Annotated in this window: 30 protein-coding genes and 1 pseudogene; 22 read left to right on the top strand and 9 right to left on the bottom strand. The window is 63.6% G+C overall.

The genetic code is table 11. The features are described 5' to 3' along the window. Nucleotides 1–130 precede the first annotated feature (130 nt). A complete protein-coding gene (locus ABB29_RS10145; RefSeq protein ID WP_057658685.1) occupies nt 131–577 on the bottom strand; it encodes a cytochrome c in 447 nt (148 codons plus the stop codon). A gap of 79 nt (nt 578–656) precedes the next feature. Here ABB29_RS10145 and ABB29_RS10140 point away from each other — a divergent pair, with 79 nt between their 5' ends. After that, complete coding sequence (locus ABB29_RS10140; RefSeq protein ID WP_425414753.1) at nt 657–1,490, top strand: tRNA threonylcarbamoyladenosine dehydratase; 834 nt, start codon at nt 657–659, stop codon at nt 1,488–1,490. Here ABB29_RS10140 and ABB29_RS10135 read toward each other — a convergent pair. Next, nucleotides 1,447–2,229, bottom strand: coding sequence for a TatD family hydrolase (locus ABB29_RS10135; protein WP_057658683.1), 783 nt, complete (start codon nt 2,227–2,229; stop codon nt 1,447–1,449). The genes ABB29_RS10140 and ABB29_RS10135 overlap by 44 nt on opposite strands. Before the next feature lie 10 nt (nt 2,230–2,239). Beyond that, nucleotides 2,240–2,455, bottom strand: coding sequence for a DUF6116 family protein (locus ABB29_RS10130; protein WP_057658681.1), 216 nt, complete (start codon nt 2,453–2,455; stop codon nt 2,240–2,242). Between the two features lie 171 nt (nt 2,456–2,626). Between ABB29_RS10130 and ABB29_RS10125 the strand changes: the two genes are divergently transcribed. From ABB29_RS10125 to ABB29_RS10090, 8 genes are all read left to right on the top strand, one after another. Then, on the top strand, nt 2,627–3,439 hold the full coding sequence (locus tag ABB29_RS10125; RefSeq protein WP_057658679.1) for a glycine zipper 2TM domain-containing protein: 813 nt from the start codon (nt 2,627–2,629) through the stop codon (nt 3,437–3,439). Between the two features lie 134 nt (nt 3,440–3,573). Next, nucleotides 3,574–4,737: an acyl-CoA dehydrogenase family protein gene (locus ABB29_RS10120; protein WP_057658678.1), complete on the top strand. Its 1,164-nt coding sequence runs from the start codon at nt 3,574–3,576 to the stop codon at nt 4,735–4,737. 29 nt (nt 4,738–4,766) lie between these two features. Beyond that, entirely contained in the window at nt 4,767–5,318 is a 552-nt protein-coding gene (locus ABB29_RS10115; protein ID WP_057658677.1) for a GNAT family N-acetyltransferase, read from the top strand. 36 nt (nt 5,319–5,354) lie between these two features. Further along, a complete protein-coding gene (locus tag ABB29_RS10110) occupies nt 5,355–6,020 on the top strand; it encodes a glutathione S-transferase family protein (RefSeq protein WP_057658675.1) in 666 nt (221 codons plus the stop codon). 101 nt (nt 6,021–6,121) lie between these two features. Then, nucleotides 6,122–7,633: a serine hydrolase domain-containing protein gene (locus ABB29_RS10105; protein ID WP_057658673.1), complete on the top strand. Its 1,512-nt coding sequence runs from the start codon at nt 6,122–6,124 to the stop codon at nt 7,631–7,633. A 210-nt stretch (nt 7,634–7,843) separates the two neighbouring features. Beyond that, nucleotides 7,844–10,108 carry a thiamine pyrophosphate-dependent enzyme gene (locus ABB29_RS10100; RefSeq protein WP_057658671.1) on the top strand — a complete coding sequence of 755 codons (2,265 nt, stop codon included), beginning with the start codon at nt 7,844–7,846 and terminating at the stop codon, nt 10,106–10,108. Between the two features lies 1 nt (nt 10,109). Beyond that, nucleotides 10,110–12,059 carry an asparagine synthase (glutamine-hydrolyzing) gene (gene asnB / locus ABB29_RS10095; RefSeq protein ID WP_057658669.1) on the top strand — a complete coding sequence of 650 codons (1,950 nt, stop codon included), beginning with the start codon at nt 10,110–10,112 and terminating at the stop codon, nt 12,057–12,059. Between the two features lie 60 nt (nt 12,060–12,119). Then, entirely contained in the window at nt 12,120–12,677 is a 558-nt protein-coding gene (locus ABB29_RS10090; protein ID WP_057658667.1) for an NADPH-dependent FMN reductase, read from the top strand. A 27-nt stretch (nt 12,678–12,704) separates the two neighbouring features. On the opposite strand, the gene ygfZ is transcribed toward ABB29_RS10090, so the two are convergent. Next, nucleotides 12,705–13,568, bottom strand: coding sequence for a CAF17-like 4Fe-4S cluster assembly/insertion protein YgfZ (ygfZ, locus tag ABB29_RS10085; RefSeq protein ID WP_057658665.1), 864 nt, complete (start codon nt 13,566–13,568; stop codon nt 12,705–12,707). A gap of 38 nt (nt 13,569–13,606) precedes the next feature. Between ygfZ and ABB29_RS16780 the strand changes: the two genes are divergently transcribed. The 11 genes from ABB29_RS16780 (at nt 13,607) to ABB29_RS10035 (ending at nt 20,695) form a co-directional block, all read left to right on the top strand. Beyond that, nucleotides 13,607–13,792, top strand: coding sequence for a DUF1674 domain-containing protein (locus tag ABB29_RS16780; protein WP_083487771.1), 186 nt, complete (start codon nt 13,607–13,609; stop codon nt 13,790–13,792). An 84-nt stretch (nt 13,793–13,876) separates the two neighbouring features. Next, nucleotides 13,877–14,269 (top strand): succinate dehydrogenase, cytochrome b556 subunit, encoded by a 393-nt coding sequence (gene sdhC / locus ABB29_RS10080; RefSeq protein ID WP_057658663.1) that lies wholly within the window; start codon nt 13,877–13,879, stop codon nt 14,267–14,269. Continuing rightward, nucleotides 14,266–14,652, top strand: a complete 387-nt coding sequence (sdhD, locus tag ABB29_RS10075) for a succinate dehydrogenase, hydrophobic membrane anchor protein (protein ID WP_057658661.1) — start codon at nt 14,266–14,268, stop codon at nt 14,650–14,652. Before sdhC ends, sdhD begins: the two co-directional genes overlap by 4 nt. A gap of 32 nt (nt 14,653–14,684) precedes the next feature. Further along, a complete protein-coding gene (sdhA, locus tag ABB29_RS10070; RefSeq protein WP_057658659.1) occupies nt 14,685–16,475 on the top strand; it encodes a succinate dehydrogenase flavoprotein subunit in 1,791 nt (596 codons plus the stop codon). Nucleotides 16,476–16,485: 10 nt separating this feature from the next. Then, entirely contained in the window at nt 16,486–16,689 is a 204-nt protein-coding gene (locus tag ABB29_RS10065; protein ID WP_057658657.1) for a hypothetical protein, read from the top strand. Between the two features lie 16 nt (nt 16,690–16,705). After that, a complete protein-coding gene (locus ABB29_RS10060) occupies nt 16,706–17,488 on the top strand; it encodes a succinate dehydrogenase iron-sulfur subunit (protein ID WP_057658655.1) in 783 nt (260 codons plus the stop codon). A 46-nt stretch (nt 17,489–17,534) separates the two neighbouring features. After that, on the top strand, nt 17,535–17,789 hold the full coding sequence (locus tag ABB29_RS10055) for an FAD assembly factor SdhE (protein ID WP_057658653.1): 255 nt from the start codon (nt 17,535–17,537) through the stop codon (nt 17,787–17,789). A gap of 13 nt (nt 17,790–17,802) precedes the next feature. Continuing rightward, nucleotides 17,803–18,195 carry a hypothetical protein gene (locus ABB29_RS10050; protein WP_245622598.1) on the top strand — a complete coding sequence of 131 codons (393 nt, stop codon included), beginning with the start codon at nt 17,803–17,805 and terminating at the stop codon, nt 18,193–18,195. 6 nt (nt 18,196–18,201) lie between these two features. Further along, nucleotides 18,202–19,449 carry a lipoprotein-releasing ABC transporter permease subunit gene (locus tag ABB29_RS10045; protein ID WP_057658650.1) on the top strand — a complete coding sequence of 416 codons (1,248 nt, stop codon included), beginning with the start codon at nt 18,202–18,204 and terminating at the stop codon, nt 19,447–19,449. Continuing rightward, the gene (gene lolD / locus ABB29_RS10040; RefSeq protein WP_057658648.1) at nt 19,442–20,152 is read left to right on the top strand and encodes a lipoprotein-releasing ABC transporter ATP-binding protein LolD; all 711 of its coding nucleotides are present in this window, start codon (nt 19,442–19,444) and stop codon (nt 20,150–20,152) included. Before ABB29_RS10045 ends, lolD begins: the two co-directional genes overlap by 8 nt. Nucleotides 20,153–20,194: 42 nt before the next feature. Continuing rightward, nucleotides 20,195–20,695 (top strand): glutathione peroxidase, encoded by a 501-nt coding sequence (locus ABB29_RS10035; RefSeq protein ID WP_057658645.1) that lies wholly within the window; start codon nt 20,195–20,197, stop codon nt 20,693–20,695. A 63-nt stretch (nt 20,696–20,758) separates the two neighbouring features. On the opposite strand, the gene ABB29_RS10030 is transcribed toward ABB29_RS10035, so the two are convergent. From ABB29_RS10030 to ABB29_RS10010, 5 genes and pseudogenes are all read right to left on the bottom strand, one after another. Next, nucleotides 20,759–21,304, bottom strand: a complete 546-nt coding sequence (locus ABB29_RS10030) for a TlpA family protein disulfide reductase (protein WP_057658643.1) — start codon at nt 21,302–21,304, stop codon at nt 20,759–20,761. A 121-nt stretch (nt 21,305–21,425) separates the two neighbouring features. Continuing rightward, nucleotides 21,426–22,208: a ferredoxin--NADP reductase gene (locus tag ABB29_RS10025; RefSeq protein WP_057658641.1), complete on the bottom strand. Its 783-nt coding sequence runs from the start codon at nt 22,206–22,208 to the stop codon at nt 21,426–21,428. A 184-nt stretch (nt 22,209–22,392) separates the two neighbouring features. Continuing rightward, complete coding sequence (locus ABB29_RS10020; protein ID WP_057658639.1) at nt 22,393–24,018, bottom strand: pseudouridine synthase; 1,626 nt, start codon at nt 24,016–24,018, stop codon at nt 22,393–22,395. Nucleotides 24,019–24,146: 128 nt separating this feature from the next. Beyond that, nucleotides 24,147–24,932 (bottom strand): annotated as a pseudogene (gene scpB / locus ABB29_RS16710) (SMC-Scp complex subunit ScpB); the annotation flags it as partial. 45 nt (nt 24,933–24,977) lie between these two features. Then, nucleotides 24,978–25,886 carry a segregation and condensation protein A gene (locus tag ABB29_RS10010; RefSeq protein ID WP_057658637.1) on the bottom strand — a complete coding sequence of 303 codons (909 nt, stop codon included), beginning with the start codon at nt 25,884–25,886 and terminating at the stop codon, nt 24,978–24,980. Nucleotides 25,887–26,247: 361 nt separating this feature from the next. On the opposite strand from ABB29_RS10010, the gene ABB29_RS10005 reads away from it, so the two are divergent. Both ABB29_RS10005 and ABB29_RS10000 read left to right on the top strand, forming a co-directional pair. Continuing rightward, entirely contained in the window at nt 26,248–26,547 is a 300-nt protein-coding gene (locus tag ABB29_RS10005; protein ID WP_057658635.1) for a YciI family protein, read from the top strand. After that, nucleotides 26,544–26,834, top strand: coding sequence for a BolA family protein (locus ABB29_RS10000; RefSeq protein ID WP_057658634.1), 291 nt, complete (start codon nt 26,544–26,546; stop codon nt 26,832–26,834). The genes ABB29_RS10005 and ABB29_RS10000 overlap by 4 nt, the downstream gene beginning before the upstream one ends. The last annotated feature ends 3 nt before the right edge of the window (nt 26,835–26,837 follow it).

Genomic DNA, 26,837 nt, shown 5'->3' with positions numbered 1-26,837 from the left:
ATGAAAAGACCAGCCAATAGCCTGAATGATCCCCGTAGAGCGGAGCTTGCTCCGCTGCGAAGGGGCTATCGAGGATGCTGCTGTTCGTACGGCTGCAGCGGAGCAAGCTCCGCTCTACGGATGAGGGTGCTTAGCCGCGGAAATCCTGGTGGCAGGCCTTGCAGCTTTCCTTGACGTCATTGGCCAGTGCCGCGGCGGCGCTGCAGTCGGTCGGCGGGTTGGCAATGGCGGCGTCCAGCTTGGCGCGGAACTGGCTGGCATGCTGCACGAATCGCGCGTCATCGGCGTAACCGGGGAAGGCCGGCTCCAGATCGTTGGCCATCGTGCGCAGAGCGCGGACCTGCGGTGCGGTATCGGTGGCGGCGCAGCGGTTCTGCTGCACGGTCTCGGCGAGCAGGCCATTGTGCTTGGCCATCACCTGCATCACCGCGGTCGGAAAGTGATCCTGCCGCGCCTGCAGGGTGCGCACGATCATCACCGTCGCCACCGCGCCGACCACCAGTCCGATCAGGAACAGGAACAGATAACGCGAGGCGTTGCTTTTCGATGCGTCGCTTTTCGGGGCTTGGCTGGTCACGGCGAACTGGCTCCACGGGAATTGAGCGTTTCATGGTACGACGCCCATCGCCGGATTTGCCACGGCTACAATATATGTGATGAAAAGTAACGAACTGCAGCCAGCCTTGCGTGACCGCTTTGCCGGCATCGACCGGTTGTACGGGTCAGGCGCGGTATCGCGCTATGCCGGGGCCAGGGTGGCGGTGGTGGGCATGGGTGGGGTCGGCTCCTGGGTGGTCGAGGCGCTGGCGCGGTCCGGTGTTGGCCATCTCACCTTGATCGACGCCGATGACATCTGTGTCTCCAATACCAACCGCCAGCTGCCGGCCCTGGAAGGGATGTACGGACGCAACAAGGCCCAGGCGATGGCCGAGCGCTGCCGCGCCATCAATCCCCTGATCGAGGTCGATGCGGTCGCTGAATTCCTGACCGTGGCCAACATGCAAGCCCTGCTTGACCGTGGTTTTGACCTGGTCCTCGATGCCTGCGACAGCTTCCGGGTCAAAGTCGAGATGATTGCCTGGTGCCGCCGCCGCAAGCTGCCGATCATCGTTTCCGGTTCCGCCGGCGGGCGCACCGATCCAACCCAGATCCGGTTGCGGGATCTGTCGCGGACCGAGCACGACGCGCTGCTGGCACTGGTGCGCAAGAAGCTGCGCTCCGATTTCAACTTCCCGCGCAACCCTGGCCGTTATTTCTCGGTGCAGGCGGTCTATTCGCTGGAGAACGTCAAGTATCCGCAGGCCGATGGCAGCGTCTGTGGACTACGCCCGCAGCTCGGTGCCGATGCCGCGCTCAAGCTGGATTGTGGCGTCGGTCTGGGCGCTGCCACCCACATCACCGGCACCTTTGCCTTCGCCATGGTCGGCAAGGCGCTGGAACTGCTGCTCAAGCCGCGTCCGGCAGCACCGGCAGCGCAAACAGACGCATAGCGTTGCGGGTGGTGACCGCGGCCACGTGCTCGACCGTTTCGCCGCGAAGTCCGGCGATGGTCGCGGCAATCGTCGCCAGCCGCGCCGGCTCGTTGCGTTGGCCACGAATGCCGGCGTCGGGCTGGTCAGGGGCGTCGGTTTCCAGCAACAGGTATTCCAGCGGCATGTCCGCGACCAGTCGCCGCAGTCGCTGCGCGCGCGGGTAGCTGACCGGACCGCCAAGGCCGAGCATGAAGCCCAGGTCCCACAGTTGCCGGGCTTGTTCGGGACTGCCGGCAAAGCTGTGGACCACGCCGCGCAGGCCACCGATCCGCTTGATGGCGACGATGACCGCCTCGACCGCCCGCCGTGCGTGGACGATGACCGGAAGATTGAACTCCCGTGCCAGCCGCAACTGGGCATCGAAGTAGTAGTGCTGCTGGCGCCGGTCCAGATCCTCGATGTAGAAATCCAGCCCGCATTCGCCGACCGCGACGGCTTGCCCGCTCCGCAGCCACTGCTTCAGATCGTCCAGATCGGATGGCCGGTGGTCGGCCAGGAACATCGGATGCAGCCCATAGGCCGGGTGCAATCCGGCCCCGGCGGTGCAGAGGTCGCGCAGTCCCGGCCAGCCGCGGGCATTGATGGCGGGCACGATTTGCTGACCCACGCCAGCCGCCCTTGCCCGGGCGATGACCTCGCCGCGATCAGGATCGAATTCGCTGGCATCCAGATGGCAGTGGCTGTCGATCAGCTGCATGCCGGGCCAGTCAGCGTGGCGGTGACTTGATCGCCGGCGGATCCTTGCGCGATTTCCAGTTGGCCAGCAGCAGCGTGCCCAGTCCAAGCAGAATTTCATCGGCCAACGGAACCGCGTCCGGTATCACCAGATCCAGCAGGAACAGCGCGGCGGTGATCTTGAACAGGGTGGGGTAGCGCAGTTTGCGGGCCCAGTTCAGAAATGGGAGCAGGATTGGGTTACTCATCGGTGAGCCGGGACAATGGAGTCGGACAAACCTAACATGGGGACGTTTTCGCCACGGTGTTCACGGAACAGCAGCCTTGGTCTGGGCAAAAGGGGGTCTTGTTCAGCTTCGCGGTGGTGGAATGTCACATAGATCGTAAGCATGGGTTCGAAAACCCCAGGGAGAACTGCAATGAAAAGCAACACCACGACGATTCTGGTTGCCGTAGGCGCGTTGCTGGTCGGAGGCGTGGCCACCGCGGCATTCCTCAAGGACGGCAATTCCAGCGCCAATCAGCTGACTGACACGCCGGCCATGACCCAGGATGGCAGTCTGCTGGACGGGGCCGCAAACGAAGATGCGATCAAGCCGCGCGGTCTTGAATACGCCGATGTGGTCAAGGTCGACCCCGTCACCAAGGCCGAAACCCGCTATGCGACCGTGATCGGCACCGAGCCGGTGCGTGAAACCACCACCAGCACCACCCCGCACCAGGTCTGTGAGGACGTGGTGGTGCAGGAGCGCCTGCCCGAGCGCGACGGTAACGCCGGCGGCACCGTGGCCGGTGCCGTGATCGGCGGCCTGCTTGGCAATCAGGTCGGTGGCGGCAACGGTCGCAAGGCCGCGACGGTGGCCGGCGCCGCGGCCGGTGGCCTGATCGGCAACCAGGTCGACAAGCGCCATGTGGGTGGTCAGGTGGTCAGCCGTACCGAACGCCAGTGCCATACCGAGAACGCGACTTCCGAGTCTTCGCGAGTGACCGGCTACAACGTCACCTACCGCAACGATGACGGCAGCACCGGCACCATGCGTACCGACAAGAAGCCCGGCAGCCGCATCCCGATGGGCAATGTCGACACCGTGGTCGGCTATGACGTCACCTATCGTTTCGATGGGCAGGAGAACACCGTGCGTCTGGACGAGAAGCCGGGCGACCGGCTGCCGGTCATCGACGGCAAGGTGGTCACCCAGACCGCTTCGGCCAGCAAGACCAGCAACGGTTGAGCGACCGATGAAGCAAACAGAGAAGCCGGCGCAAGCCGGCTTTTTTGTTGCGTTGCGGGGCAATTGCCAAGGGGTTACCGGCAGCGCGGCCGGCGCATACAATCAGCGGTTGTTCCTGACCGGATGAAAGCTGCATGGCCCTGCAACCGTATGATCTGTTTGATGTCCGTTCGCTGCTGAGTGAAGAAGAGCGCGCGGTGCAGGACACCGTGGCCCGTTTCACCGACGAACGGGTGCGGCCGATCATCGGCGACGCGTTCGATCAGGCGCGCTTCCCGGCCGAGCTGGTCGCCGAAATCGCCTCGATGGGATTGCTGGGCTCGTCCCTGCCCGAGGAGTACGGTTGCGCTGGCCTCAATGCGGTCAGCTACGGCTTGATCTGCCAGGAGCTTGAACGCGGCGACTCCGGTATCCGCAGCTTCGTCAGCGTGCAGTCGTCGCTGTGCATGTACCCGATTTTCGCTTACGGCAGCGAAGAACAGCGCCAGCGCTGGTTGCCGGAGATGGCCGCGGGCAAGGTCATCGGCTGCTTCGGCCTGACCGAACCGCATGGCGGCTCGGATCCGGCCAACATGAAGACCCACGCCCGTCGCGATGGCGATGACTGGGTGATCAACGGTTCCAAGATGTGGATCACCAACGGCAATCTGGCCGACATCGCCATTGTCTGGGCACAGACCGACGACGGCATCCAGGGCTTCATCGTCGAAAAAGGCATGGCCGGCTTCAGTGCCCAGGAAATCAAGCACAAGATGAGCCTGCGTGCGTCGGTCACCAGCTCGTTGTTCTTCGACAACGTGCGGGTGCCGGACAGCAACCGCCTGCCCAACGTCAAAGGCCTGAAGGGTCCGCTGGGCTGCCTGACCCAGGCCCGCTACGGCATCACCTGGGGGCCGATTGGCGCGGCCATCGCCTGCCTGGATGAAGCACTGAATTATTCGAAGGAACGGATCCTGTTCGATCGCCCGGTGGCGGCGACCCAGAGTGCGCAGATCAAGCTGGCCGAGATGGCCCGCCGCATCACTCTGGCGCAATTGCTGGTGTTGCAGCTGGGCCGTCTGAAGGACGCCGGCCAGATGCAGCCGCAGCAGGTGTCACTGGCCAAGTGGAACAATTGCCGCATGGCGATCGACATCGCCCGCGAATGCCGCGATCTGCTGGGTGCGGCCGGCATCACCACCGAGCATGCGGCCATCCGCCACGGCCTCAACCTGGAATCGGTGATCACTTACGAGGGCACCGAAACCGTGCATCAACTGGTGATCGGCCGCGAATTGACCGGCATCAACGCATTCTGACCGTTGCCACGCATGGATGAGCGCAGCCGATGAACCTGCCCGAGATCACACTGGAAACCCCACGCCTGCTGTTGCGCATCCCGCAGGCGCAGGATCTGGATGCCATGGCGGCATTCATGGCCGACGAAGAGGCGACCCGCTTTATTGGCGGCGTGCAGGCACGGTCGCCGGCGTGGCGGTCATTGACCAGCCAGATCGGCAGTTGGGCGATGCAGGGTTTCGCGATGTTCTCGGTGATCGAAAAAGCCAGCGGCCAGTGGGTCGGGCGGATTGGTCCCTGGCAGCCAGCCGAATGGCCGGGCACCGAAGTCGGCTGGGGCGTTGCCCGCCAGCATTGGGGCAAGGGCTACGCGCCGGAAGCCGCCAGCGCGGCGATGGACTGGGCATTCGAAGCCCTGGGCTGGGAAGAGGTCATCCATACCATCGCGCCGGACAACCACAACTCCAAGGCAGTGGCGCGCAAGCTGGGTTCGGACTACCTGCGGATGGGCGCGTTACCCGAGCCCCACCACGAACAGCCGGTGGAAATCTGGGGCCAGACCCGCCCCCAGTGGCTGGCGCGCAAGCAGGCACTTGGCTGACATGACAACGTGGCGGCAGCGCCGGAGAACCAACTGATGGAAGCAGCACAGGTCAGCATTTACGGCATGTCCACGTCGGGCAACTGCTACAAAGTCCGCTTGCTGCTGGAACAGCTGGGACGCGACTACCAATGGCATGAGGTCGACAGCGCCAATGGCGCCACCCACACCGCCGATTACCTGGCCCGCAATCCCAACGGCAAGGTGCCGATGCTGGAAACCAGCGACGGTCGCCGCCTGGTTGAATCCAACGCCATCCTGCATTGGCTGGCCGAGGGCAGCGCACTGCTGCCCGATGATCCCTGGCAACGGGCGCAGATGCTGAGCTGGATGTTCTTCGAGCAATACAGCCACGAGCCGTATGTCGCGGTGGCGCGTTTCATCAGCGGCTGGACGCCGTTGGATTCGCCTCGCCGGGCGGAACTGCCACGCCTGCGTGCGCAATCGGCTCAGGCACTGGCGGTGATGGAAACCCATCTGCGCCAGGCCGACTGGTTCAGCGGCAAACACTACGGCATCGCCGACATCGCGCTGTTCGCCTATAGCCATTGCGCCGGCGACGGTGGCGTCGATCTGCAACCTTTTCCCCATGTGCGCGATTGGCTGCTGCGGGTGCGCCAGACCCCGGGTTTTGTCGCCCTGCCAGCGGTGGACGCCGAGGTAGCGCGACGCCTGGCCGCCAGCCAACAGGATGACCATTGATGAGTTCCACCATTCCCGCCCGCATGGGTGACCCGAACCGCGCCGGGATCTGCGACCAGAACTCAATGTTAGGCTCTTCCTTTGGCTATCAAGGCAATTGAATGAAACGGAAACCAGAGGTCGTAGCGTCCTTCATTTTATCGGTTATTTTCAGTTTGCCCTGCACTGCGATGGCGGAGTCGAATGACGACGCGCATTTGAGGGAAACGATTCACCATCTCGACCAGGCGCTATTTGACTCATTCAATAAGTGTGCAGACGACGCTGAACTTGCAAGGCACGCGTCGTACTTTGCAAGTGATGTGGAGTTTTACCACGACAATGGTGGCGTCACCTGGAGTCGTGAGGCGATGCTCGCAAACACCAAAAAGTATGCTTGTGGAAAGTATACGCGCGTTCTGATTGAAGGAACCTTCAAGGTTTCACCGATAAAGGACTTCGGTGCGATTGAAACGGGAGTCCATCGCTTCTGTCAGAACGGTACCAACAGATGTGATGGAGAGGCGGATTTCGTCATGGTGTGGCGAAATTTGAATGGAAAATGGGAAATAACACGCAGTTTGAGCTTTGGTCATCGTGCGAGTGCTGTCCAGACATCGGATGTGCATGCCATGCGTTCAACGGATATCGATGACATCATCAATAAGAACGATGTGACGAGTGTTTCGTTAGCGCTTATTGAAAACGGAATTCCGAGTTTCGCAGGCGCTTGGGGACAAGCAAAAAAAGGCGTGGCGGCGACCCCGGCAACGCTGTACAACATCGCCTCTCTCAGCAAGCCGATCTCTGCCGAGGTTGCGCTACAGCTTGCTGCTGTCGGCAAGATCTCATTGGATGAGAACATGAGCGAATTCTGGACGGATCCAGACATATCCAGCGATCCACGACGAAACCTGCTCACGCCTCGAATTGCGTTGGCGCACAAGACGGGATTTCCCAACTGGAGAAATGGCAGGCTTGCCTTCGAGCGCGATCCAGGCCAATCCTTTGGCTACTCAGGTGAGGGTTATGAGTACCTGGCGCACTTCATTTTAAACAAGACCAAGCACCCGATTGATTACTGGGCCGATCGTCTTGTCTTTTCTCCTAACGGCATGCGCCAGACAACTTATACTGAACAGCCATGGCTGGATGGTCGCATCGCGTACCCGCACGATGCCCAGGGCAAGGAACTTGCGCCGCAGATAAGTAATAGCGCTGTGGCGTCCGATAATGTTTTCTCGTCAGCAAGCGACTATGCGCAGTTTATTTCAGGTGTCATCCGCGCACAGCGCGAAATCAGTCCACTCTCTGCCGACCGGTCAAGGATTCAAACTGACAGAAAAGCAGATCTATGCAAGAGCATGGCAAAGGATCGCTGTCCTGCACTCGCTGGTATGGCATTGGGCTGGGAGCTGTTTGTCATTGATGATGCCCGGTACTTCATGCACACCGGGTCCGACGATGGGACCTTTACCTTCGCGTATTTTTCGCCGGACACAGGCTCAGGGGCCGTTATTTTCACAAATAGCAGTAATGGTTCGAAGGCCGTGCTCCCCATTCTTCGCTTGACGGGAACAGACCAGGCTTTTATTGATTTTCTGGATGCGCTTGTCCGAGGGGACGCTGCTTGACAATTTGTTGAAGCCGACGCCGCTTCGCGATGTCAATCAGTGCTGTGTGGTTAGGAATATCGTAGGCAGCCGACATGGTCATAACAAGTAAAGAAGCGCTGTTATGCATGCATAACACACGCTGGCTTCATCCCTGCGTACGCGGGCAGTGCTTGGCTCGCTGCCCATTTATCTGCCACTTGATTCCGATATCCAGCTAAAGTGCACAACATGATTACTCAGCCAATTCCCGCTCGCATGCGTGGCCTGAACCGCGCCGAGATCTGCGACCAGAACTTCATCGAGTTCGTCAATCAGTGGCAAGGCCCGATCGCCGGCAGCGCTGATGCGGATGCGCCGATCTTGCCTGGCAGCGCACTGGATCGACAGGGCTTTGCCGAATTGATGGAATCGCAGCTGATATCGCGCCATCTGGATCTGATGGCGCGGGTGCTGCGGGTGCAGAACAAGGTCTTCTACACCATCGGCAGCTCAGGCCACGAAGGCAATGCGATGGTGGCGCGGCTGACCCGGCATACCGATCCGGCATTCCTGCATTACCGCAGCGGTGCGTTCATGGCCGAGCGTTTCCGCAAGTTGCTGGACATGGATCCGGTCATGGATTCGGCGATGTCATTCGCCGCCAGCGCCGCCGACCCGGCCTCTGGTGGCCGCCACAAAGTCTGGGGCAGCAAACCGTTGTGGGTGCTGCCGCAGACATCGACGATCGCCTCGCATCTGCCAAAGGCACTGGGTACCGCGGTCGCCATCGAACAGGGCAAGCGTATCGGCCATCCGCTGCCGATAGCGGACGACAGCATCGTGATCTGCTCGTTCGGCGATGCCTCCAGCAATCATGCCACCGCCCAGACCGCGTTCAACGCGGCGGCGTGGACCGCCTACCAGAAGCTGCCGGCGCCGGTGCTGTTCGTCTGTGAGGACAACGGCATTGGCATCTCGGTGAAGACGCCGGGCGGCTGGATCGAACGCAATTTCTCGCAGCGCGCCGATCTCGATTATTTCACCGCCGATGGCCTCGATCTGGCCACCGGCTATGCCCAGGTGCAGGCCGCGGTCGAACATTGCCGGCAGCGCCGGCGGCCGACCTTCCTGCATCTGCGCACGACCCGGATCATGGGTCACGCCGGTACCGATTTTGAAATCGAATGGCGACCGCTGGAAGAACTGTGCGCGGTCGAGGCCAGCGATCCGCTGCTGCGTTCGGCCGCCATCGCGCTGCAATCAGGCCTGTATTCGAAGGACCAGTTGCTGGCACTGTACGAGTCGATCCGCGCGCGCTGTTTCGCCGCCGCCGAGGCCGCCGACAAGCTGCCCAAGCTGGATCGGCTGGAAGACGTGATTGCGCCACTGGCGCCGTACACGCCGTCAGCGGTGATGGCCGAGGCCTGTCGCACCCCGGCGGCGCAGAAGCGGCTTGAGGTGTTTGGCGGCGACGACAAGCTGCCGGAAAACCTGCCGCCACGACATCTGGCGATCCAGATCAACCAGGCCTTGCACGATCTGTTCTGCAAGTATCCGGAAGCATTGCTGTTTGGCGAGGACGTGGCCCAGAAGGGCGGGGTGTATACGGTTACCAAGGGCTTGCAGAAAGCATTCAAGTCAGCCCGCGTGTTTAACACCCTGCTTGATGAAACCATGATTCTGGGGCTCGCCCAGGGCTATGCCAACATGGGCATGCTGCCGCTGCCGGAGATCCAGTACCTGGCCTATTTCCATAACGCCTGCGATCAGATCCGCGGCGAAGCGGCCAGCCTGCAGTTCTTCAGCAACAACCAGTACCGCAATCCAATGCTGGTGCGGATGGCTGGACTGGGTTACCAGCGTGGCTTTGGCGGCCATTTCCACAACGACAATTCGATTGCCGCGCTGCGAGACATCCCTGGCCTGGTGGTCGGTTGTCCGTCGCGTGGCGATGACGCCGCGACCATGCTGCGTACGCTGGCGGCGCTGGCCAGGGTCGACGGCCGGGTCAGCATCTTCCTTGAACCGATCGCCTTGTACATGACCAAGGATCTGTACGACAGCGGTGATGGCCAGTGGCTGTTCCCGTACCCGGCACCGGATCAGGCGATGGTGCTGGGCGAGGGCCGCGTCTACGATGCCGATGCAGAGGATCTGGTGATTTTCAGCTACGGCAATGGCGTACCGATGAGTCTGCGCGCGGCACGGCGCATCCAGCAGCAACATGGTTGGCAGGTACGGGTGGTCGATCTGCGTTGGCTGGTGCCGTTGAACGAAGCGTTCATTGTCGAACAGGCAGCAACGGCAAAACGTATCGTGGTGGTTGACGAGGGCCGGCATTCGGCGGGCGTCGGCGAAGGCATCATCACCGCGATTGCCGAAGGTGGTTACGCTGCACGCCCGTTCGCGCGCGTGGTCGGCGCGGACACTTATACGCCGCTGGCCGGCGCTGCGTTCCTGGTATTGCCGGGCGAAGAAGACATCGTTGCCGCCGCCGGCCGGCTGGCCCCCTAGGGTGTGCGGCCTGGCGGGAGTATTGCTGGCGCGGGCCGACCGGCCGCAGGCGGAACTGGCCGGCCTGGCGGCGTGCATGGGCAGTCAGCTGCGGCTGCGCGGGCCGGATGACGCCGGTGTCTGGGCCGAGGCCGGCGCCGGCATCGCGCTGGCCCACCAGCGACTGAGCATCCTCGACCTGTCCGCGGCCGGGCACCAGCCGATGCCGTCGACAGATAGCCGCTATGTGGTGGCCTATAACGGCGAAATCTACAATTTCGCCAGTCTGCGTAAGGAATTGTCGGCGCTCGGTCATGGCTTTCGCGGACATTCGGACACCGAAGTGCTGCTGGCCGCAGTGGTGGAGTGGGGCATCGAAGCGGCACTCACGCGTTTCAACGGCATGTTCGCGATTGCACTGTGGGATCGCCAGCAGGCATGTCTGTGGCTGGCCCGCGACAGGGTCGGCAAGAAGCCGTTGTATTACGGCTGGGCCGGAGCCGATCTGGTGTTCGGCTCTGAACTGAAGGCGCTGTGGCAGCACCCGGCATTTGATAATGACGTCAACCGCGACGCGCTGACCTTGTTGCTGCGGTTGGACTATATCCCGGCGCCGCACTGCATCCACCAGCATGCTTTCAAACTGATGCCCGGGTCATTGCTGCGGCTGGATGCAGCCGATGTCCAGCGCGGCCCGCAGGCGCATGACCCGTACCGCGATCAGCGCCGCTTCTGGTGCGCGCGTAGTCGCATGCAGCAGGCAATCGCCAATGGCTTTGCCGGCGATGCGGTCGAGGCCGAGCAACAACTTGATGGCCTGCTGCGGGATGCTGTCGGCGCGCGCATGGTGGCCGATGTGCCGGTCGGAGTGTTCCTGTCCGGCGGTACCGATTCGTCGCTGGTCACCGCGTTGATGCAGTCACAGAGTGCGCCACCCGTGCGCAGTTTCACTATCGGTTTCCAGGGCTCGCATCACGACGAAGCGCAGACCGCGCGTCAGGTGGCCACGCATCTGGGTACCGCGCATACCGAGCTGTATGTCAGCGGCGCCGATGCATTGGCGGTGGTGCCGACGCTGCCGTCGATGTTCGACGAGCCATTTGCCGATTCTTCGCAGGTGCCGACGGCCTTGCTGTGCCGGCTGGCCCGCCAGCAGGTGACGGTGGCGCTGTCCGGTGATGGTGGTGACGAGCTGTTCTACGGCTACACCCGCTACCAGCGTGCGGTACGCAACTGGAGCAGCTTGCAGCGGGTGCCAACACATCTGCGTCGATGGCTGGCCCGGCGCATGCCCTATAGCGGCGAAGCCGCACGCGCCGGTGGCCTGGCGGCGGTGCTGGCCGAGGTCGATGCCCGTGGCATTGGTGACGTCTACCGCAATCGCATTTCACGTTGGCGGGATCCGTCCGCCGCGGTGCCGGGGGCGGTCGAGCCGTGGTCGATCTACCGCGATGCCGAGCCACTGGCCATGCCGGGGCATGAGCACGAGGCGATGATGCTGGCGGATTTCATGGCCTACCTGCCCGATGACCTGCTGTGCAAGGTCGACCGCACCAGCATGGCGGTCAGCCTGGAGGCGCGTTGCCCGTTGCTGGACTGGCGGGTGGCCGAGTTTGCCTGGTCGCTGCCGATGGATTTCAAATATCGTGACGGCACCAGCAAGTACCTGCTGAAGAACGTGTTGCGTCGCTACCTCCCCGACGATCTGGTCGACCGCAGCAAACAGGGCTTCGGCGCGCCGGTCGGCGACTGGCTGCAAGCCGATCTGAAAGAGTGGGCTGACGATTTGCTGGAGCCGGCGACGCTGGCACGACAAGGCTACCTGGACGCCGACCGGGTCGGCGGCCTGCTGCGACAGTTCCGGCAGGGTCAGCGCAAATGGCATACCCACCTGTGGAACCTGCTGATGTTCCAGGCTTGGCTGCAGCATTGGCGCCAGGTGCGTGCCGCGGTGAACAATGGTGTCGCTTGATGCCATTGTCAGCGCCAGCCGTGGCATGCTGGGGTTTGATTCGCACAAGGAACAATGCACATGGAACCGATCAAACTGGTCGTGATCGTCGGCAGCCTGCGCAAGGCGTCGATCAATCGCAAACTGGCCACGGCACTCGAACGCATGCTGCCCGATGGCATCCAGGCCAGCCGGGCCGGAATCGGCGAACTGCCGCTCTACAACCAGGAGTACGACGCCGATTTCCCGGCGCCTGCCACCGCCTTCAAGGCGGCCATCGAAGCCGCCGACGCGTTGCTGTTCGTTACGCCCGAATACAACCATTCGATTCCCGGCGTACTCAAGAACGCGATTGATTTCGCCTCGCGGCCGGCCGGCAGGAGTTCCTTCGGCGGCAAGCTGGCGGCCATCGCCGGTGCTTCGCCCGGTCGCACCGCCAGCGCGCTGTCGCAGCAGCACCTGCGCAACGTGCTGGCGGCGATGGGGGTGTTGACGATGCCGACCCCGGAGGCGCTGGTCCAGTTCAGTGAAGGACTGATCGACGACGAAGGCCGGATCAACGACGAGCGCACGCGCACCGCATTGCAGAAGTTCATCGACAGCTACGTGCAGTGGCTGCAAGTGCAGCTGCGGCGCTAGCTGGCAACGCAGCGGCCAGGTGCCGGCTCAGCGGGCGAGGCCGTCCAGCAAGGGCAGGGCGGTCAAGTCATGGCCGCCGGCATTCAAGCCTTCCAGTTTCTGCTCGCGCGGCATCACCGCCAGCGCCAGCGCCGCTGACGCGCTGCTGTCCACGCAGACGATGTCGCCGACCGGTGTTTCACCGACGTTGACCGGCATGTCTTCGTCGATGGTCGCTACGCTCTGGAACAGCACCAGCCCGCGCTTGGCTTTGCCGAGGAAATGGGTGCGGGCGACGATTTCCTGTCCCGGATAGCAGCCCTTCTTGACGCTGAACGCCTGCAGGCGATCCAGCGACAGCTGTTGCGGGGTCCAGCGTTCCCGCTGTGCCGGGCCCAGCCGCGGCACACCCAGTGACAGATCCTGCCGTCGCCAGTCATGGTCGGCTTCGGCGGCGGCCGCGTCGGCGAGCGGTTGCAGGCGCAACCGCCGTGGCAGTGCCGGGGTTCCCATGTCCAGTTCGTGGCCCTCGCCAAGGGTCAGGATCCGCGCGCCCCCGGCCTGGCTGGGCGAATTGTCACCATTCACTTGCCAGTCCAGCAGTACGGTGATGTCCAGCTTGCGCCGGAACACGAAGCGCCGCAGTTGGACGACGAACTCATCAGCCGGCATGTCCAACAGCAGCAGCAGGATGTCGTCCTCGGCCAGCTTGAGCAGCGCAAACAGCGCAATTACCCGACCCTTGGGCGTCAGCCAGGTATTCCATTGCCAGTGACCTGGCGCCAGCGCGGTCACGTCATTGGCGAACTGAGCCTGAGCAAACACGGTCGCTTCCGGGCCATGCAGGCGGACCACGGCATGCCCGGGAAGCGTGCGCAGCGGCGAATCGGTATGGGAAAGGTTGTCAGCCAAAGGAGGGAGGACTAAAATTTGTGCGTTGCGAGAATTGCATGATAGGCCAAACACCTCCCATTCCCGAGTCCGAAACTGAAACACCGTTATCCACGGGTGAGCCACTGCCCGGGGAGAAGGTGCCAGCGGACGACGCGCCACCCGCCGAAATCGGTGGCAGGAACGGTCCCGAGCCGACCCGCTACGGTGACTGGGAAAAAAACGGACGCTGCATCGATTTCTGATCAGCATTTAGCCAACGCGGTCGCCGGTGCCTTCAAATGATGAAGTCATCGACGGCGGCACCAGCCGAGAAACGAGCCCAGCGAATGGCGACACCACAACGTCCGCTTTCTCCCCATCTGCAGGTCTACCGATGGCAGATCCAGATGGTGACCTCCATCCTCCACCGCGCTACCGGCATCGCACTGTCGGCCGGTGCCCTGGTCATCGCCGCCGCGCTGTTGGCATTGATGCTGGGTTCCGACGCCTGGAACTGCTTCCTTGGCCTGGCCTCGGCCTGGTACGGACAGGTGCTGCTGTTCGCCTGGACCTGGGCATTCGCCTACCACCTGTGCAACGGCATCCGCCACGTGATCCAGGATTTCGGCCACGGTTACAGCATCTCCGCATTCGTGCGTAACAGCTGGCTGTCGGTGATCGGCAGCCTGGTGATCACCGTGCTGGTCTGGGCCTACGTGATGCTGGGAGCAGGTGCATGAGCAGGTTCCGTACCCCATTGAAGAATGTCCGCGGTCTGGGCGCCGCCAAGACCGGGACCGAGCACTTCGTGCTGCAGCGGCTGACCGCCACCGCGCTGGTGTTCCTGAGCATCTGGTTCCTGGTGTTCGTGCTGCAGCTGATCGGCGCCGACTATGTCACCGCCACCGCCGCCGTCGCCAAGCCGTGGAACGCGATCCTGCTGGTCGGCTTCCTGGTCGCGATGTTCTGGCATGCGCAGCTGGGTCTGCAGGTGGTGCTGGAAGACTACATCCACAATTCGCTGCTGGCCCTGGCGTTGCAGACATCGGTCAAGTTCATCGCCGTGCTGGGCGCCATCGTCAGCATTTTTGCCGTGGTCCGCATCGCGCTGGGCATCGCCTGAGTCAACAGGCCCTTCGACAGGATTCCTACTAGATGTCCGCTTACAAGATTACCGAACATAAATACGACATGGTCGTGGTCGGCGCCGGCGGCGCCGGGCTGCGTGCCACGTTTGGCCTGGCCGCCAAGGGCCTGCAGACGGTCTGCATCACCAAGGTGTTCCCAACCCGTTCGCACACGGTCGCCGCGCAGGGCGGCATCTCGGCCGCGCTCGGCAACATGGGCGAGGACGATTGGCGCTACCACTTCTACGACACCATCAAGGGCTCGGACTGGCTGGGCGATCAGGACGCCATCGAGTACATGTGCCGCGAAGCGATTCCGGCGATCATCGAGCTGGAACACTACGGCGTGCCGTTCAGCCGTACCGAAGAAGGCAAGATCTACCAGCGTCCGTTCGGTGGCATGACCACCCAGTACGGCGAAGGCCCGCCGGCCCAGCGCACCTGCGCCGCCGCCGACCGCACCGGCCACGCGATGCTGCACACCCTGTACCAGCAGTCGCTGGCGCACGATGCGCGCTTCATGATCGAGTACTTCGCCCTGGATCTGATCTTCGACGAAGAAGGCGTCTGCCGTGGCGTGCTGGCGCTGGACATGGCCGAAGGCACGCTGCACCTGTTCCGCGCCCATGGCGTGGTGCTGGCGACCGGCGGCTACGGTCGCGCCTACTTCAGCGCGACCTCCGCGCACACCTGTACCGGTGACGGCGGTGGCCTGGCACTGCGTGCCGGCCTGCCGATGCAGGACATGGAGTTCGTACAGTTCCATCCGACCGGCATCTACGGTGCCGGCTGTCTGATCACCGAAGGCGTGCGAGGCGAGGGTGGCATCCTGCGTAACAGCAACGGCGAGCGTTTCATGGAACGCTACGCACCGCATTACAAGGATCTGGCCTCGCGCGACGTGGTCGCCCGCTCGATGACGATTGAAATCCGCGAAGGCCGTGGCGTCGGTGAGCACAAGGATCACATCCTGCTCGACCTGACCCACCTGGGACCGGAAGTGATCAACGAGAAGCTGCCCGGCATCGCCGAGAGCGCGCATATCTTTGCCGGCGTCGACGTCACCAAACAGCCGATTCCGGTGCTGCCGACCGTGCACTACAACATGGGCGGCATCCCGACCAATTACCACGGCGAAGTGGTACGCAAGGTCGGCGACAACCCGGATGCGGTGGTGCCCGGCCTGTACGCCATCGGCGAAGCAGCCTGCGTGTCGGTGCACGGCGCCAACCGCCTGGGATCCAACTCGCTGCTGGATCTGGTGGTGTTCGGACGCGCGGTGGCCAACCGCTGCGCCGAGACCATCAAGAAGAACGCGCCGCACAAGCAATTGCCTGCTGACGCCTGTGACAAGGCGCTGGCCAACCTGGACAAGCTCCGCTATGCCAACGGCGATACCCCGACCGCGGTGATCCGCGATCGCATGCAGCGGACGATGCAGGCTGACGCCGCGGTGTTCCGCACCAGCAAGACGCTGAAGGAAGGCTGCGACAAGATGGCCGACATCTTCGCCTCGTTCCAGGACGTCAAGGTCAGCGACCGTTCGCTGATCTGGAACTCCGATCTGATCGAGACCTACGAGTTGAACAACCTGCTGCTCAACGCGGTGGCGACCATCAATTCGGCCGAACAGCGCAAGGAAAGCCGTGGCGCGCATGCGCATGAGGACTATCCGGATCGCGACGACGTCAACTGGCACAAGCACACGCTGGTCAACGTCGACGAGAACGGCAAGTGCAGCTTCGATTATCGACCGGTGCACATGTACACGTTGAGCAAGGACGTGGACGTGGTGCCGCCGAAGCCGCGCGTTTACTGAGGCGCGGTCGATGACCGACATGGTGTCAGCAGGTCAACTGGTCGGCATTGCCGTCTGGCTGCTGTTCCCGCTGCGCATGCTGCTGGATACCGGCATGTCATGGCCGCAGCGCCGTCGCTGGGCACTGGCCTGTGCGGTGGCGCCACTGGTCGCCTACATTGTTTTCCTAATCGTGCGCGCGGTGCGCGCTTCATCCCCTGCGCACGCAGCCTGAGCCAACGAGATCAGCCATGGCAGAGTTTTCGCTCCCCAAGAATTCACAGGTCCGCAAGGGCAAGCATTTCCCGGCCAGGGATGCCAAGCAGCCGCGCACCTTCAAGGTGTACCGCTGGAGCCCGGACGACAACGAGAATCCGCGCACCGACACCTATGAGGTCGATCTGGCCGCGTGCGGGCCGATGGTCCTGGACGCGCTGATCAAGATCAAGAACGAGATTGATCCGACGCTGACCTTCCGCCGCTCCTGCCGCGAGGGCATCTGCGGTTCCTGCGCGATGAACATCGACGGCACCAACACCCTGGCGTGCACCCGCGCCATCAGTGACTGCAAGAAGGCAGAAGTGCCGATCTATCCGCTGCCGCACATGGACGTGGTCAAGGATCTGGTGCCGGACCTGACCCATTTCTACGCCCAGTACGCATCGATCAAGCCGTGGCTGCGGACGCAGACGCCGGCACCGCCGGATCGCGAACGGCTGCAGTCGCCGGAAGACCGCAAGCAGCTCGATGGCCTGTACGAATGCATCCTGTGCGCCTGCTGCAGCACCAGCTGCCCGAGTTACTGGTGGAATGGCGAGCGCTACCTGGGCCCGGCCATCCTGTTGCAGGCCTATCGCTGGATCGCCGATTCCCGCGATGAGGACACCGGCGCGCGACTGGATGACCTGGAAGATCCGTTCAAGCTGTATCGCTGCCATACCATCATGAACTGCGCGCGGACCTGCCCGAAGGGCCTGAACCCGGCGCTGGCGATTGCCGAAATCAAGAAGTTGATGATGGCGCGTCGCGCCTGATCACCAAAGCCGGCCCGGCCCCGCGAGGGCAGGCCGGCGGCACGCCATGAACCCGTCCGAATCCCCCGAACTCAAGCGTGTGCGCTGGCGTTGCCGGCGCGGCATGCGTGAGCTGGATCAACTGTTCGAGCGCTATCTGGGCGCCTGCTGGGCAACCGACTCCGAGCTCCAGCGCGGTGTTTTCCTACGCCTGCTCGAATGCGAGGACGATAAGCTGTGGCGCTGGTTCATGGGTTACGAACACTGTCCGGATGACGACCTCGCGCAAGCCATCGAAAGGATCCGTTCACTGCCGGCTTGAGTGGCGGCCCTCGGTGCAGCTGCAATGGCTGCTGGGCGGTCTGACCGTACTGGCGGTGCTGGCGATCCAGCAATCGCAGGCTGGCGGCCTGGCCAGGCTGTTGCTGTCGGCGCTGGCGGTGGCGCAGGGCGGATGCAGCCTGTGGCGGTATCGTCGGCAGCCGTCGCTGCGGTTCCTGTTTCCCGGCAATGAAAATCCAGTGCTGATCGACGGCCGGCCGGTGGTGCCGGTACGGGTCAGCTGGCGTGGCCCGCTGGCCATCGTGCAGTGGACCGATCCGCAACGACGACGCCAGCAGCGCAGGGTCTGGTGGCCGGATACCCTGCCGGCCATGACCCGGCGTGAACTACGACTGGCCGCCACTGCGTCCGGTACTTCGCCTTTGCCGCCGGCGGTGGCACTATGACGCCCTATGTTCAAACCTATCCCCGTGGCCATCGGCCTGCGTTATCTCCGCGCCAAGCGGCGTAACGGCTTCATCTCCTTCATTTCGCTGGCATCCATCCTCGGTATCGCGCTGGGGGTGACCGTGTTGATTACCACCTTGTCGGTGATGAGCGGGTTCCAGCGCGAAATCCGTGACCGGCTGTTGTCGATGCAGGCCCACGCCACCGTTGCCGGTGTCGGCGCACCGATGCCGGACTGGCCGCACGCAGTGGAAGTCGCCATGCAGGACCCGCGTGTCGCCGGTGCCGCCCCCTACGTCGACGTGCAGGCGATGCTCAGCGGCAATGGCGATCCGCAGGGTGCGATGGTTCGCGGCGTGCTGCCGGCGGACGAGCCGCATGTGTCGGTACTCGCTGACAAGATGGAGAAAGGCCGTCTGGATTCGCTGAAACCGGGCAGCTTCAACATCCTGCTTGGCGCCGAGCTGGCGGCCTGGTTGCGGGTCGACGTTGGCGATACCGTGCTGGTCACCACTACCGCCCTGCAGCACACCGCGGTCGGTTCATCGCCGCGGATCAAGCGCTTCCATGTCAGCGGCATCTTCGCGGTCGGCCACAATGAGATCGATCGCAACCTGGCCATTGCCGACATCAAGGATCTGCAGCGGGTGCTGCGGATGGGCGATGGTGTCACCGGGGTGCGCCTGAAGCTGCACGACATGGACCAGTCCTGGAACGTGGCCCGGGATCTGGCCCTGAAACTGCAGGGGCCTTACCGGATAAGCGACTGGACCACCGACAACGCCAATCTTTACCAGTCGCTGAAAATGGAAAAGACGGTCATGGGCGTACTGCTGTCGCTGATCATCGCGATGGGTGCATTCAACCTGGTGTCCTCGCAGGTCATGCTGGTTACCGACAAGCAGGCCGACATCGCCATCCTGCGCACGCTCGGCCTGAGTCCGCGCGGGGTGATGCAGGTGTTCATGGTCCAGGGCTCGCTGATCGGAATCATGGGCACGGTGATGGGGGTTATCGGCGGCATCCTGCTGACGGTCAATCTGGAAAGCATTCTTGAGTTGATCGAGTCGGTGTTCAACGTGACGCTGCTGCCGTCCGACGTCTATTACATCACTGGCCTGCCGTACGACCTGCGTACCAGCGACGTGGTGACCATCGCCTGCATTGCCCTGACGATGAGCTTCCTGGCGACGCTGTACCCGGCCTGGCGCGCGGCGCGCACGCAACCGGCGGAGGCCCTGCGTTATGAGTGACAACCTATCGACCAGCGCAGTCCTGCATTGCGAAAACCTGGCCAAGACCTATGCCGAAGGGCGGATGCGCACGCCGGTGTTCGACGGCCTGGGGTTGACCGTGGAGCAGGGCGAAACCGTGGCCATCGTGGGTGCTTCAGGCGCCGGCAAAAGCACGCTGCTGCACCTGTTGGGTGGGCTGGACGTGCCGACCAGCGGCGAGGTCTACGTGGCCGGGCAGAAGATGTCGGCGTTGACCGACGCCGCACGCGGCCGGCTGCGCAACCAGTCGCTGGGATTCGTTTACCAGTTCCACCATCTGCTGCCGGAATTCACCGCGCTGGAAAACGTGATGATGCCGGTGATGCTGGCCGGCGCCGACGTCAAGGCCGCCGCGCAAAGGGCGCGGGCGCTGCTGGATTCGGTTGGCCTGGGCCACCGGGTCGAGCACAAGCCGGGCGAGCTGTCCGGTGGCGAGCGCCAGCGGGCGGCGGTGGCACGGGCGCTGGTCAACCAGCCGGCCTGCGTGCTCGGTGATGAGCCGACTGGCAACCTCGACGAGAAAACCGCGGCCAATGTGTTCGCGCAGATGCTCGAACTCAACCGCGCGCAGAAGACCAGCCTGGTGCTGGTGACCCACGATCGGCGCTTGGCACGCAAGCTCGACCGCGTGCTGGAACTGCACGAGGGCAAGCTGCGGCATCTGCCACACGAGCAGCTCTGACAAGCGGGCGTCAGGCCCGTATCCGCGACTGGGAGCATCACGATGAGCAGTGCATTCGACTTCAGCGCTACCGATATTGACGGTCATCCGCAGGTCTTGTCGCAGTACGGCGGCCAAGTGCTGCTGATCGTCAACGTCGCTTCCAGATGCGGGTTTACCTCGCAGTACGAAGGCCTGCAGTCCCTGTGGCAGCAGTACCGCGGGCAGGGGCTGGTGGTGCTTGGGTTTCCCTGCGATCAGTTCGGCCATCAGGAGCCGGGCAGCGAGGCCGATATCCAGCAGTTCTGCTCGCTGACCTATGCGGTCGATTTCCCGATGTTCGCCAAGATCGAGGTCAACGGTGACAACGCCCATCCGCTGTGGAAATGGTTGAAGCAGCAGAAAAGCGGCATCCTTGGCCTGTCGGCAATCAAATGGAATTTCAGCAAATTCCTGATCGGCCGTGACGGCCAGGTGATCGCCCGCTACGCACCGACCGACAAACCGCAATCACTGGCGGCCGATATCGAACAGGCCCTGGCCAGGCCGATCAGCCCCAAGTAGAGCGGAGCTTGCTCCGCTAAAAGCTACCCGACGCAGGAAATCGCTGCTGCTCCGGGCCGATACTCAACTGCCCTGGGCCGGACGATTGCGGACTTCTTCCGGCAACAGTGCCAGCAGTTCGTCAATGATGTCGGGCAGGCTGTCGGCCGAATAGCCCAGGTGCACGTGGTCTATTTCACCTGTCTGGTCGATGATGAACATATTGGGCAGGGCATGCACGCCGTAGCGATCGCTGACCTGTCCGTTGCGGTCATGGACGTAGTCCAGATCCAGATCGCGATTGCGGGCGATGGCCATGAAGTCCTCGCGTGATTCCTTGAAGTTGACCGCGAACACCTGCAGGGCATCACGGCCAACTGTTTTCTGGAAATGCGAAAGCACCGGCAGCTCTTTTCGACAGGGTCCACACCACGAGGCCCAGAACGTCACGATGACGACCTTGCCGCGATAATCGGCCAGGTTGATCGCTTCGCCCCGCCATTGCTTGCCCAGATCCTGGGGTGGGATCTCGCCGGCTTGCGGCTGCCCGCTGGTGCCGGCGATGACCGGGAGGTTCAGCAACAACAGGCCGGCGATGAGCAGTCGGGAACGCAGGAAACGCAGGGACATGGTGCGAGCGCAAGGGAAGGGTGCGCCAATCTGGCACTACGCCAGCGCGGCGGCAAGTAACATTTCAGTCCGCTGGCGCGGGTCCTGTCCTGCGCCGCGGCCATGTCGGCTGGATGCGCGCTTACTTCTCGACGAACGCGCGCTCGAACACGTATTGGCCGGCGGTGCCGATGCGCGGAGCGGCGCTGAAGCCGCGACCATCGAGCAGCTCACGGAAGTCAGCCAGCATCTGCGGACTGCCACAGATCATGGCGCGGTCGTGTTCCGGATCCAGCGCTTCAATTCCCAGCGTTTCCATCATCTGGCCGCTGGCCATCAACTGGGTCAGCCGGCCCTGGTTGGGGAACGCACCGCGGCTGACGGCGGGGTAGTACAGCAGCTTGCGGCTGATCGCTTCACCGAGGAATTCGTGGTGCGGCAACTCTTTCTCGAAGTAGTCGCGGTAGGCCAGATCACCTTCATGGCGCACGCCATGGGTCAGGATGATGCGGTCAAAGCGTTCGTAGGTTTCCGGATCCTTGATGATCGACAACCACGGCGCCAGCCCAGTACCAGTACCCAGCAGGTACAGGTTGCGGCCCGGGTGCAGATCGCTGATCAGCAGGGTGCCGGTGGGTTTGCGCCCGATCAGCACGCTGTCGCCGGGTTTGATGTGCTGCAGGCGCGAGGTCAGCGGACCGTTGGGCACCTTGATGCTGAAGAATTCCAGCTGCTCTTCCCAGTTGGCGCTGGCGATCGAATAGGCGCGCAACAACGGTCGCGCCTGCTCGGTCTGCAGTCCAATCATGACGAACTGGCCGTTGTCGAAACGGAAGCCATCGTCACGGGTGGTGGTGAAACTGAAATAGTCATCCGTCCAGTGACGGACATCCAGCACGGTTTCCGTGCCAAAAGCAGAAGACATGGGATCGCTATCAGGGTTGGATCAGCGCGCCATTGTAACGTAGATGCTGAAATCGACTCTGACCTGCGGGTGAGCGCAGCGATGCCGGCGCGAACGCTGCCGAAAGCTGCGTCGCGCGCGCGAAACCGCAGGCGTCGACGACGGTGGGAGGGCGCTGGGCCACTGCCACCGTCGAGTCGCGTGTCTAGCGATTGCCACCGCGCGGGCCGCGGTTGCCACCACCCGGTGGGCGTCCGCCGCCGGGGCCACGACCACCCGGACCTGCCGGGCGATTGCCACCTGGACCGCGTCCACCCGGCGCCGCCGAGCGGTTGCCACCGGGGCCGCGGCCACCGGGAGCACGATTGCCGCCACCGGGACGCCCCTGCGGACGCGGCTGGCCGTACGGGCTGAAACCGGGGTTGGCGTGATCGGACGGAAAGCTCGGCGCGTTGCCGGGATGACCGTAAGGTCGCGGCGCGCGCGGCTGGCCCTGGCCGGCGCCACCCTGGCCACCACGCGGACCGCGTTCGGCATTGAAACCGCCGGCGCCACGATCGCCATAAGGGTTGGCGTTGCGATTGCCACCGCCGGCAGGGCCACGGCCACCGGGCTTGCCGGCGTAGGGTTTCCTGGCCGCGCCGGGACCGGCGTTACGGTGTCCGCTGGGACCGGTGTCGACGCCATCGGGCACGTACCAGCTACGGAATGCGGCCGGGTTGCCGTCGGGCAGCGGCTTCGGACCTTTCGGTGCACGCTGCTTGAATGGCTTCTGCGATTGCTTGGCGGCGGCTTCGCCACTGACGGTCAGGCCGCCGTGCGGCTTGCGGCCACGGCCACGACCGCGGTCTTCGCGGACGTGATCGAAGCGGCGCAGTTCGCGGCCTTCATCGGCGGTGTTGGAGCCGTTGACGTAACCCTTGCTGCGGCCTTCGTGCGAGACATGCAGGGTGGCCTTGGCTGCTTTGCGCTGGCCGATGACCGGCTGCAGGGTCAGCGCGGCCGGCGTGCCGTCTTCCAGTCCCAGTTCCTGGCGCAGCGCTTCGACCTGGGCTTCCGGCAGTTCCTGTGACTGGCCGCGCAGCAGCGGCTGCGGCAGGCTGACCTTGCCGTAGCGGGTGCGCTTGAGGCGGCTGACCTGGCAACCCTGCGATTCCCACAGGCGGCGCACTTCGCGGTTGCGGCCTTCCTTGACCACGACCCGGAACCAGTCATGCGAATCGGTGCCGCCGATGCGTTCGACTTCATCGAACTTGGCCGGGCCATCATCCAGCGCCACGCCACGACGCAGGCGATCGGGGATGTTGTCGGGCACGCTGTCCTGGCCTTCCGGCGCTCGCACGCGGACCACGTATTCGCGTTCCACTTCGTAGGACGGATGCATCATCGCGTTGGCAAGTTCGCCATCGGTGGTCAGCAACAGCAGGCCGGTGGTATTGATGTCGAGGCGGCCGATGGCGATCCAGCGCGCGCCCTTGAGTGCCGGCAGCGCTTCGAAAATCGTCGGCCGGCCTTCGGGATCTTCGCGCGTGGTCACTTCGCCTTCGGGCTTGTTGTAGATCAGCACGCGTGCCGGTTCGGTCAGCGCGCTGGCGACAAAGCTGCGGCCATCGAGCTCGATTCTGTCGCCGCTCTTGATCGACATGCCAGTCTGCGCGACCACGCCGTTGACCTTGACCAGGCCGTCGGCGATGCGCTGTTCAAGCGCGCGCCGCGAACCCAGCCCGGCCTGGGCCAGGACCTTGTGCAGGCGCTCTTCGAGCTTGGTCGATGCGTCCTGCTCGGCGCCTTCGCGCTTCAGGGAAAGTTTGTTGCGGGGGGTGTTGCTCATTGTTTCTGCTCCGACGGTGCCGTGTCAGCCGGGAAATCCGGGTGTGAGTCGCTGGCGTCGTCATCTTGGGAAGGAAGGGAAGTATCGGAACCGTCGTCGGTTCCGCTTGTTGCAGTGGTCTGCAGGTGATCGTCCGGCGCATCCAAGCCGGCCATGTCGCTGTCATCCGTGGCGGTCGAATCCGTCGACGCGTCATCGTTCGCCGCCGGGTCCATGGCAGGCGGGTCGTTGTCGTCGTCGTCGCCGACGCCATCGTCGTTGCCGCTTCCAGCCTCCGTGCCACTCTGGGCACCCGGATCCGCATCCGAGTCGGCATCAGTGGCCATGGCGGCCCCGGCGGCAATCGTTTCCGGTGCGCTTTCCAGTGGCAGCTGGGGTTCCAGCTCGCCGATGTCCTTCAATTCCGACAGCGGCGGCAATTCGTCCAGTCGCTTGAGGCCGAAGTAGTCCAGGAACACCTTGGTGGTGCCGAACAGCGCCGGCCTGCCGGGCACGTCGCGGTGACCAACCACGCGAATCCATTCGCGCTCTTCCAGTGCCTGGATGATGTTGCTGCTGACCGCCACCCCGCGCACCTGCTCGATTTCGCCGCGGGTGATTGGCTGCCGGTAGGCGATCAGCGCCAGCGTCTCCAGGGTGGCGCGGGTGTAGCGGGTCTTGCGCTCGGTCCACAGCCGCGCGACCCAGGCATGCACGTCGGCCTTGACCTGGTAACGGTAGCCGGAGGCGATCTCGACCAGCTCCACGCCGCGTTCGGCACAGGCCTCGCGCAACGATTCCAGCGCTTGTTCGACGCTGCCCGGCGGTGCCGGCTCGTCCTCGGGGAACAGCCCATGCAACTGCGCCAGCGTCAGCGGTTGGGTCGCCGCCAGCAGGGCAGCTTCCACGATGCGGTTAATCAGCGTTTGATCCATGCGTCAGGGGGTGCTCAACGGAATGGGAAAACTCAATCGACAGGCTCAGGCTTCGTCGTTGGCGGCGACGTCGCCATCATCGAACTCGCTGGAGAACGCCAGCGGCTCGTTGGTGTTGTTCAAGGCCAGCGACTTGACGTAAATCGGCGCCAGCGGTGCTTCCTGGACAATGTCCAGCAATTGTTCCTTGGCCAGTTCCAGCATCGCCAGGAAGGTCACCAGTACGCCGAGCTTGCCTTCCTCGGCGCTGAACATGGTTTCGAAGCGATGGAACTTGCCATCCTGCAGCCGGCCCAGCACATCGCCCATGCGCTGGCGGACACTCAGCGCCTCGCGCTTGATCGCGTGGCCGCTGAACAACTCGGCGCGCTTGAGCACGTCGTGCAGCGCCAGCAGCATTTCCTTCAACTCCACCGGTGGCGGTGACTTGATCGCCGCCCGGTCCGGTACGAAGGCCTGCACCGGAGTGGTATCGCGGTCCTGCCGTGGCAGGCTGTCCAGATCCTCGGCGGCCTGCTTGAAGCGTTCGTATTCCTGCAGGCGGCGCACCAGCTCGGCACGCGGATCGCCTTCCTCGCCTTCTTCCAGTGCCGGTCGCGGCAACAGCATCCGCGACTTGATCTCGGCCAGGATCGCGGCCATCACCAGGTATTCGGCGGCCAGTTCGAACCGCAGTTCCTGCATCACATTGATGTAATCGACGTACTGGCGGGTGATTTCCGCTACCGGGATGTCGAGGATGTCCAGGTTCTGGCGCCGGATCAGGTACAGCAACAGGTCCAGCGGTCCTTCGAATGCGTCGAGGATGACTTCCAGCGCATCCGGCGGGATATACAGGTCCTGCGGAATCTGCAGCACTGCCTGCCCATGCACCACCGCCAGCGGCATTTCCTGCTGCTGTGGATTTTGCGTCGGGATGGCAGGATTCGCCTCTTGGGCGACGTCGGAGATCATTCAACAACAGCCGTAATACGGGTCATAGCCTGGTTGGCAAGCGGCACGCGGCGGGGGCGGCGTGATCTGGTGGTCATGCATCGGTCAGGCGTCCGGGGCGTGACGCGCTGGTTTCATCAACAAGCAACGCCAGCCGCGGATGCGGTGGCGGACAGCAGAAGGTCGTCGGGCGGGGGCGGATGGCGCAATCAACCGGGCATCGGAACGTTGGCGACCGCTTGGTCCAGCTGGTGCCTGTTCGGACGGGCCATTGCTACCGGCCCCGCAGGATTCGTAGGTTAAGCGCTGCATCAGCCGCTGTCCAGCCTGCCGCGGCGGGCGCCGCCGTACAATTCAGCTTCCCGGTTCTGGAGAGTGCGGCATGTGGTACGCGATTGAGGGATATGACGGCGCCGATGTACTGGCCAGGCGGCTGCAGGTACGCGGCGCGCATCTGGCCAGGCTGGAAGCGCTGCGCGAGCAGGGCCGGCTGTTGCTGGCGGGGCCTTGCCCGGCCATCGATGCCGATGACCCGGGCCCGGCCGGCTTCAGCGGCAGCATCGTGATTGCCGAATTCGAGTCGTTGCAGGCCGCGCAGGCCTGGGCCGATGCCGATCCCTATATGCAGAACGGCACCTATGAACGGGTCCAGGTGCGGCCATTCCGCAAGGTGCTGCCATGAGCGAGGCCGCCGCTGGACGCATCGAACGCATTCGTCAGTGCCTGCAGCAGGCCTTCGCGCCGCAGCGGCTGGAGGTGGTGGATGACAGCCATCTGCACGTCGGCCACGCCGGCGCGCGCGATGGGCGAGGGCATTACACGGTTGAACTGGTCAGTGATGCTTTCGCTGGCAAACCGCTGCTGGCCCGGCAACGCGCGGTGTATGCCGCGCTGGGGCCGATGATGCAGACCGACATCCATGCCCTGATCATCAAGGCCCACGCGCCGGGTGAATCGGCGGCGCAGTGAACG

It is taken from the genome of Pseudoxanthomonas dokdonensis (genome assembly GCF_001431405.1).
GTDB classification, from domain to species: Bacteria; Pseudomonadota; Gammaproteobacteria; order Xanthomonadales; family Xanthomonadaceae; genus Pseudoxanthomonas_A; species Pseudoxanthomonas_A dokdonensis.
The sequence above is the reverse complement of the archived record's forward strand: the minus strand, read 5'-3'. Positions and strand labels throughout refer to the sequence as shown.

What these genes read in the sequence shown, in the direction of transcription:
- ABB29_RS10005 (WP_057658635.1), top strand. Translation starts at nt 26,248, where the DNA reads ATGTGGTACGCGATTGAGGGATATGACGGCGCCGATGTACTGGCCAGG.
- ABB29_RS10130 (WP_057658681.1), bottom strand. Translation starts at nt 2,455, where the DNA reads ATGAGTAACCCAATCCTGCTCCCATTTCTGAACTGGGCCCGCAAACTG.
- ABB29_RS10090 (WP_057658667.1), top strand. Translation starts at nt 12,120, where the DNA reads ATGGAACCGATCAAACTGGTCGTGATCGTCGGCAGCCTGCGCAAGGCG.
- lolD (WP_057658648.1), top strand. Translation starts at nt 19,442, where the DNA reads ATGAGTGACAACCTATCGACCAGCGCAGTCCTGCATTGCGAAAACCTG.
- ABB29_RS10025 (WP_057658641.1), bottom strand. Translation starts at nt 22,208, where the DNA reads ATGTCTTCTGCTTTTGGCACGGAAACCGTGCTGGATGTCCGTCACTGG.
- ABB29_RS10060 (WP_057658655.1), top strand. Translation starts at nt 16,706, where the DNA reads ATGGCAGAGTTTTCGCTCCCCAAGAATTCACAGGTCCGCAAGGGCAAG.
- ABB29_RS10115 (WP_057658677.1), top strand. Translation starts at nt 4,767, where the DNA reads ATGAACCTGCCCGAGATCACACTGGAAACCCCACGCCTGCTGTTGCGC.
- ABB29_RS10125 (WP_057658679.1), top strand. Translation starts at nt 2,627, where the DNA reads ATGAAAAGCAACACCACGACGATTCTGGTTGCCGTAGGCGCGTTGCTG.
- ABB29_RS10065 (WP_057658657.1), top strand. Translation starts at nt 16,486, where the DNA reads ATGACCGACATGGTGTCAGCAGGTCAACTGGTCGGCATTGCCGTCTGG.
- sdhD (WP_057658661.1), top strand. Translation starts at nt 14,266, where the DNA reads ATGAGCAGGTTCCGTACCCCATTGAAGAATGTCCGCGGTCTGGGCGCC.
- sdhC (WP_057658663.1), top strand. Translation starts at nt 13,877, where the DNA reads ATGGCGACACCACAACGTCCGCTTTCTCCCCATCTGCAGGTCTACCGA.
- ABB29_RS10100 (WP_057658671.1), top strand. Translation starts at nt 7,844, where the DNA reads ATGATTACTCAGCCAATTCCCGCTCGCATGCGTGGCCTGAACCGCGCC.
- ABB29_RS10035 (WP_057658645.1), top strand. Translation starts at nt 20,195, where the DNA reads ATGAGCAGTGCATTCGACTTCAGCGCTACCGATATTGACGGTCATCCG.
- ABB29_RS10140 (WP_425414753.1), top strand. Translation starts at nt 657, where the DNA reads ATGAAAAGTAACGAACTGCAGCCAGCCTTGCGTGACCGCTTTGCCGGC.
- ABB29_RS10135 (WP_057658683.1), bottom strand. Translation starts at nt 2,229, where the DNA reads ATGCAGCTGATCGACAGCCACTGCCATCTGGATGCCAGCGAATTCGAT.
- ABB29_RS10030 (WP_057658643.1), bottom strand. Translation starts at nt 21,304, where the DNA reads ATGTCCCTGCGTTTCCTGCGTTCCCGACTGCTCATCGCCGGCCTGTTG.
- ABB29_RS16780 (WP_083487771.1), top strand. Translation starts at nt 13,607, where the DNA reads ATGATAGGCCAAACACCTCCCATTCCCGAGTCCGAAACTGAAACACCG.
- sdhA (WP_057658659.1), top strand. Translation starts at nt 14,685, where the DNA reads ATGTCCGCTTACAAGATTACCGAACATAAATACGACATGGTCGTGGTC.
- ABB29_RS10110 (WP_057658675.1), top strand. Translation starts at nt 5,355, where the DNA reads ATGGAAGCAGCACAGGTCAGCATTTACGGCATGTCCACGTCGGGCAAC.
- ABB29_RS10055 (WP_057658653.1), top strand. Translation starts at nt 17,535, where the DNA reads ATGAACCCGTCCGAATCCCCCGAACTCAAGCGTGTGCGCTGGCGTTGC.
- ABB29_RS10020 (WP_057658639.1), bottom strand. Translation starts at nt 24,018, where the DNA reads ATGAGCAACACCCCCCGCAACAAACTTTCCCTGAAGCGCGAAGGCGCC.
- ABB29_RS10045 (WP_057658650.1), top strand. Translation starts at nt 18,202, where the DNA reads ATGTTCAAACCTATCCCCGTGGCCATCGGCCTGCGTTATCTCCGCGCC.
- ABB29_RS10105 (WP_057658673.1), top strand. Translation starts at nt 6,122, where the DNA reads ATGAAACGGAAACCAGAGGTCGTAGCGTCCTTCATTTTATCGGTTATT.
- ABB29_RS10000 (WP_057658634.1), top strand. Translation starts at nt 26,544, where the DNA reads ATGAGCGAGGCCGCCGCTGGACGCATCGAACGCATTCGTCAGTGCCTG.
- ABB29_RS10120 (WP_057658678.1), top strand. Translation starts at nt 3,574, where the DNA reads ATGGCCCTGCAACCGTATGATCTGTTTGATGTCCGTTCGCTGCTGAGT.
- ABB29_RS10010 (WP_057658637.1), bottom strand. Translation starts at nt 25,886, where the DNA reads ATGATCTCCGACGTCGCCCAAGAGGCGAATCCTGCCATCCCGACGCAA.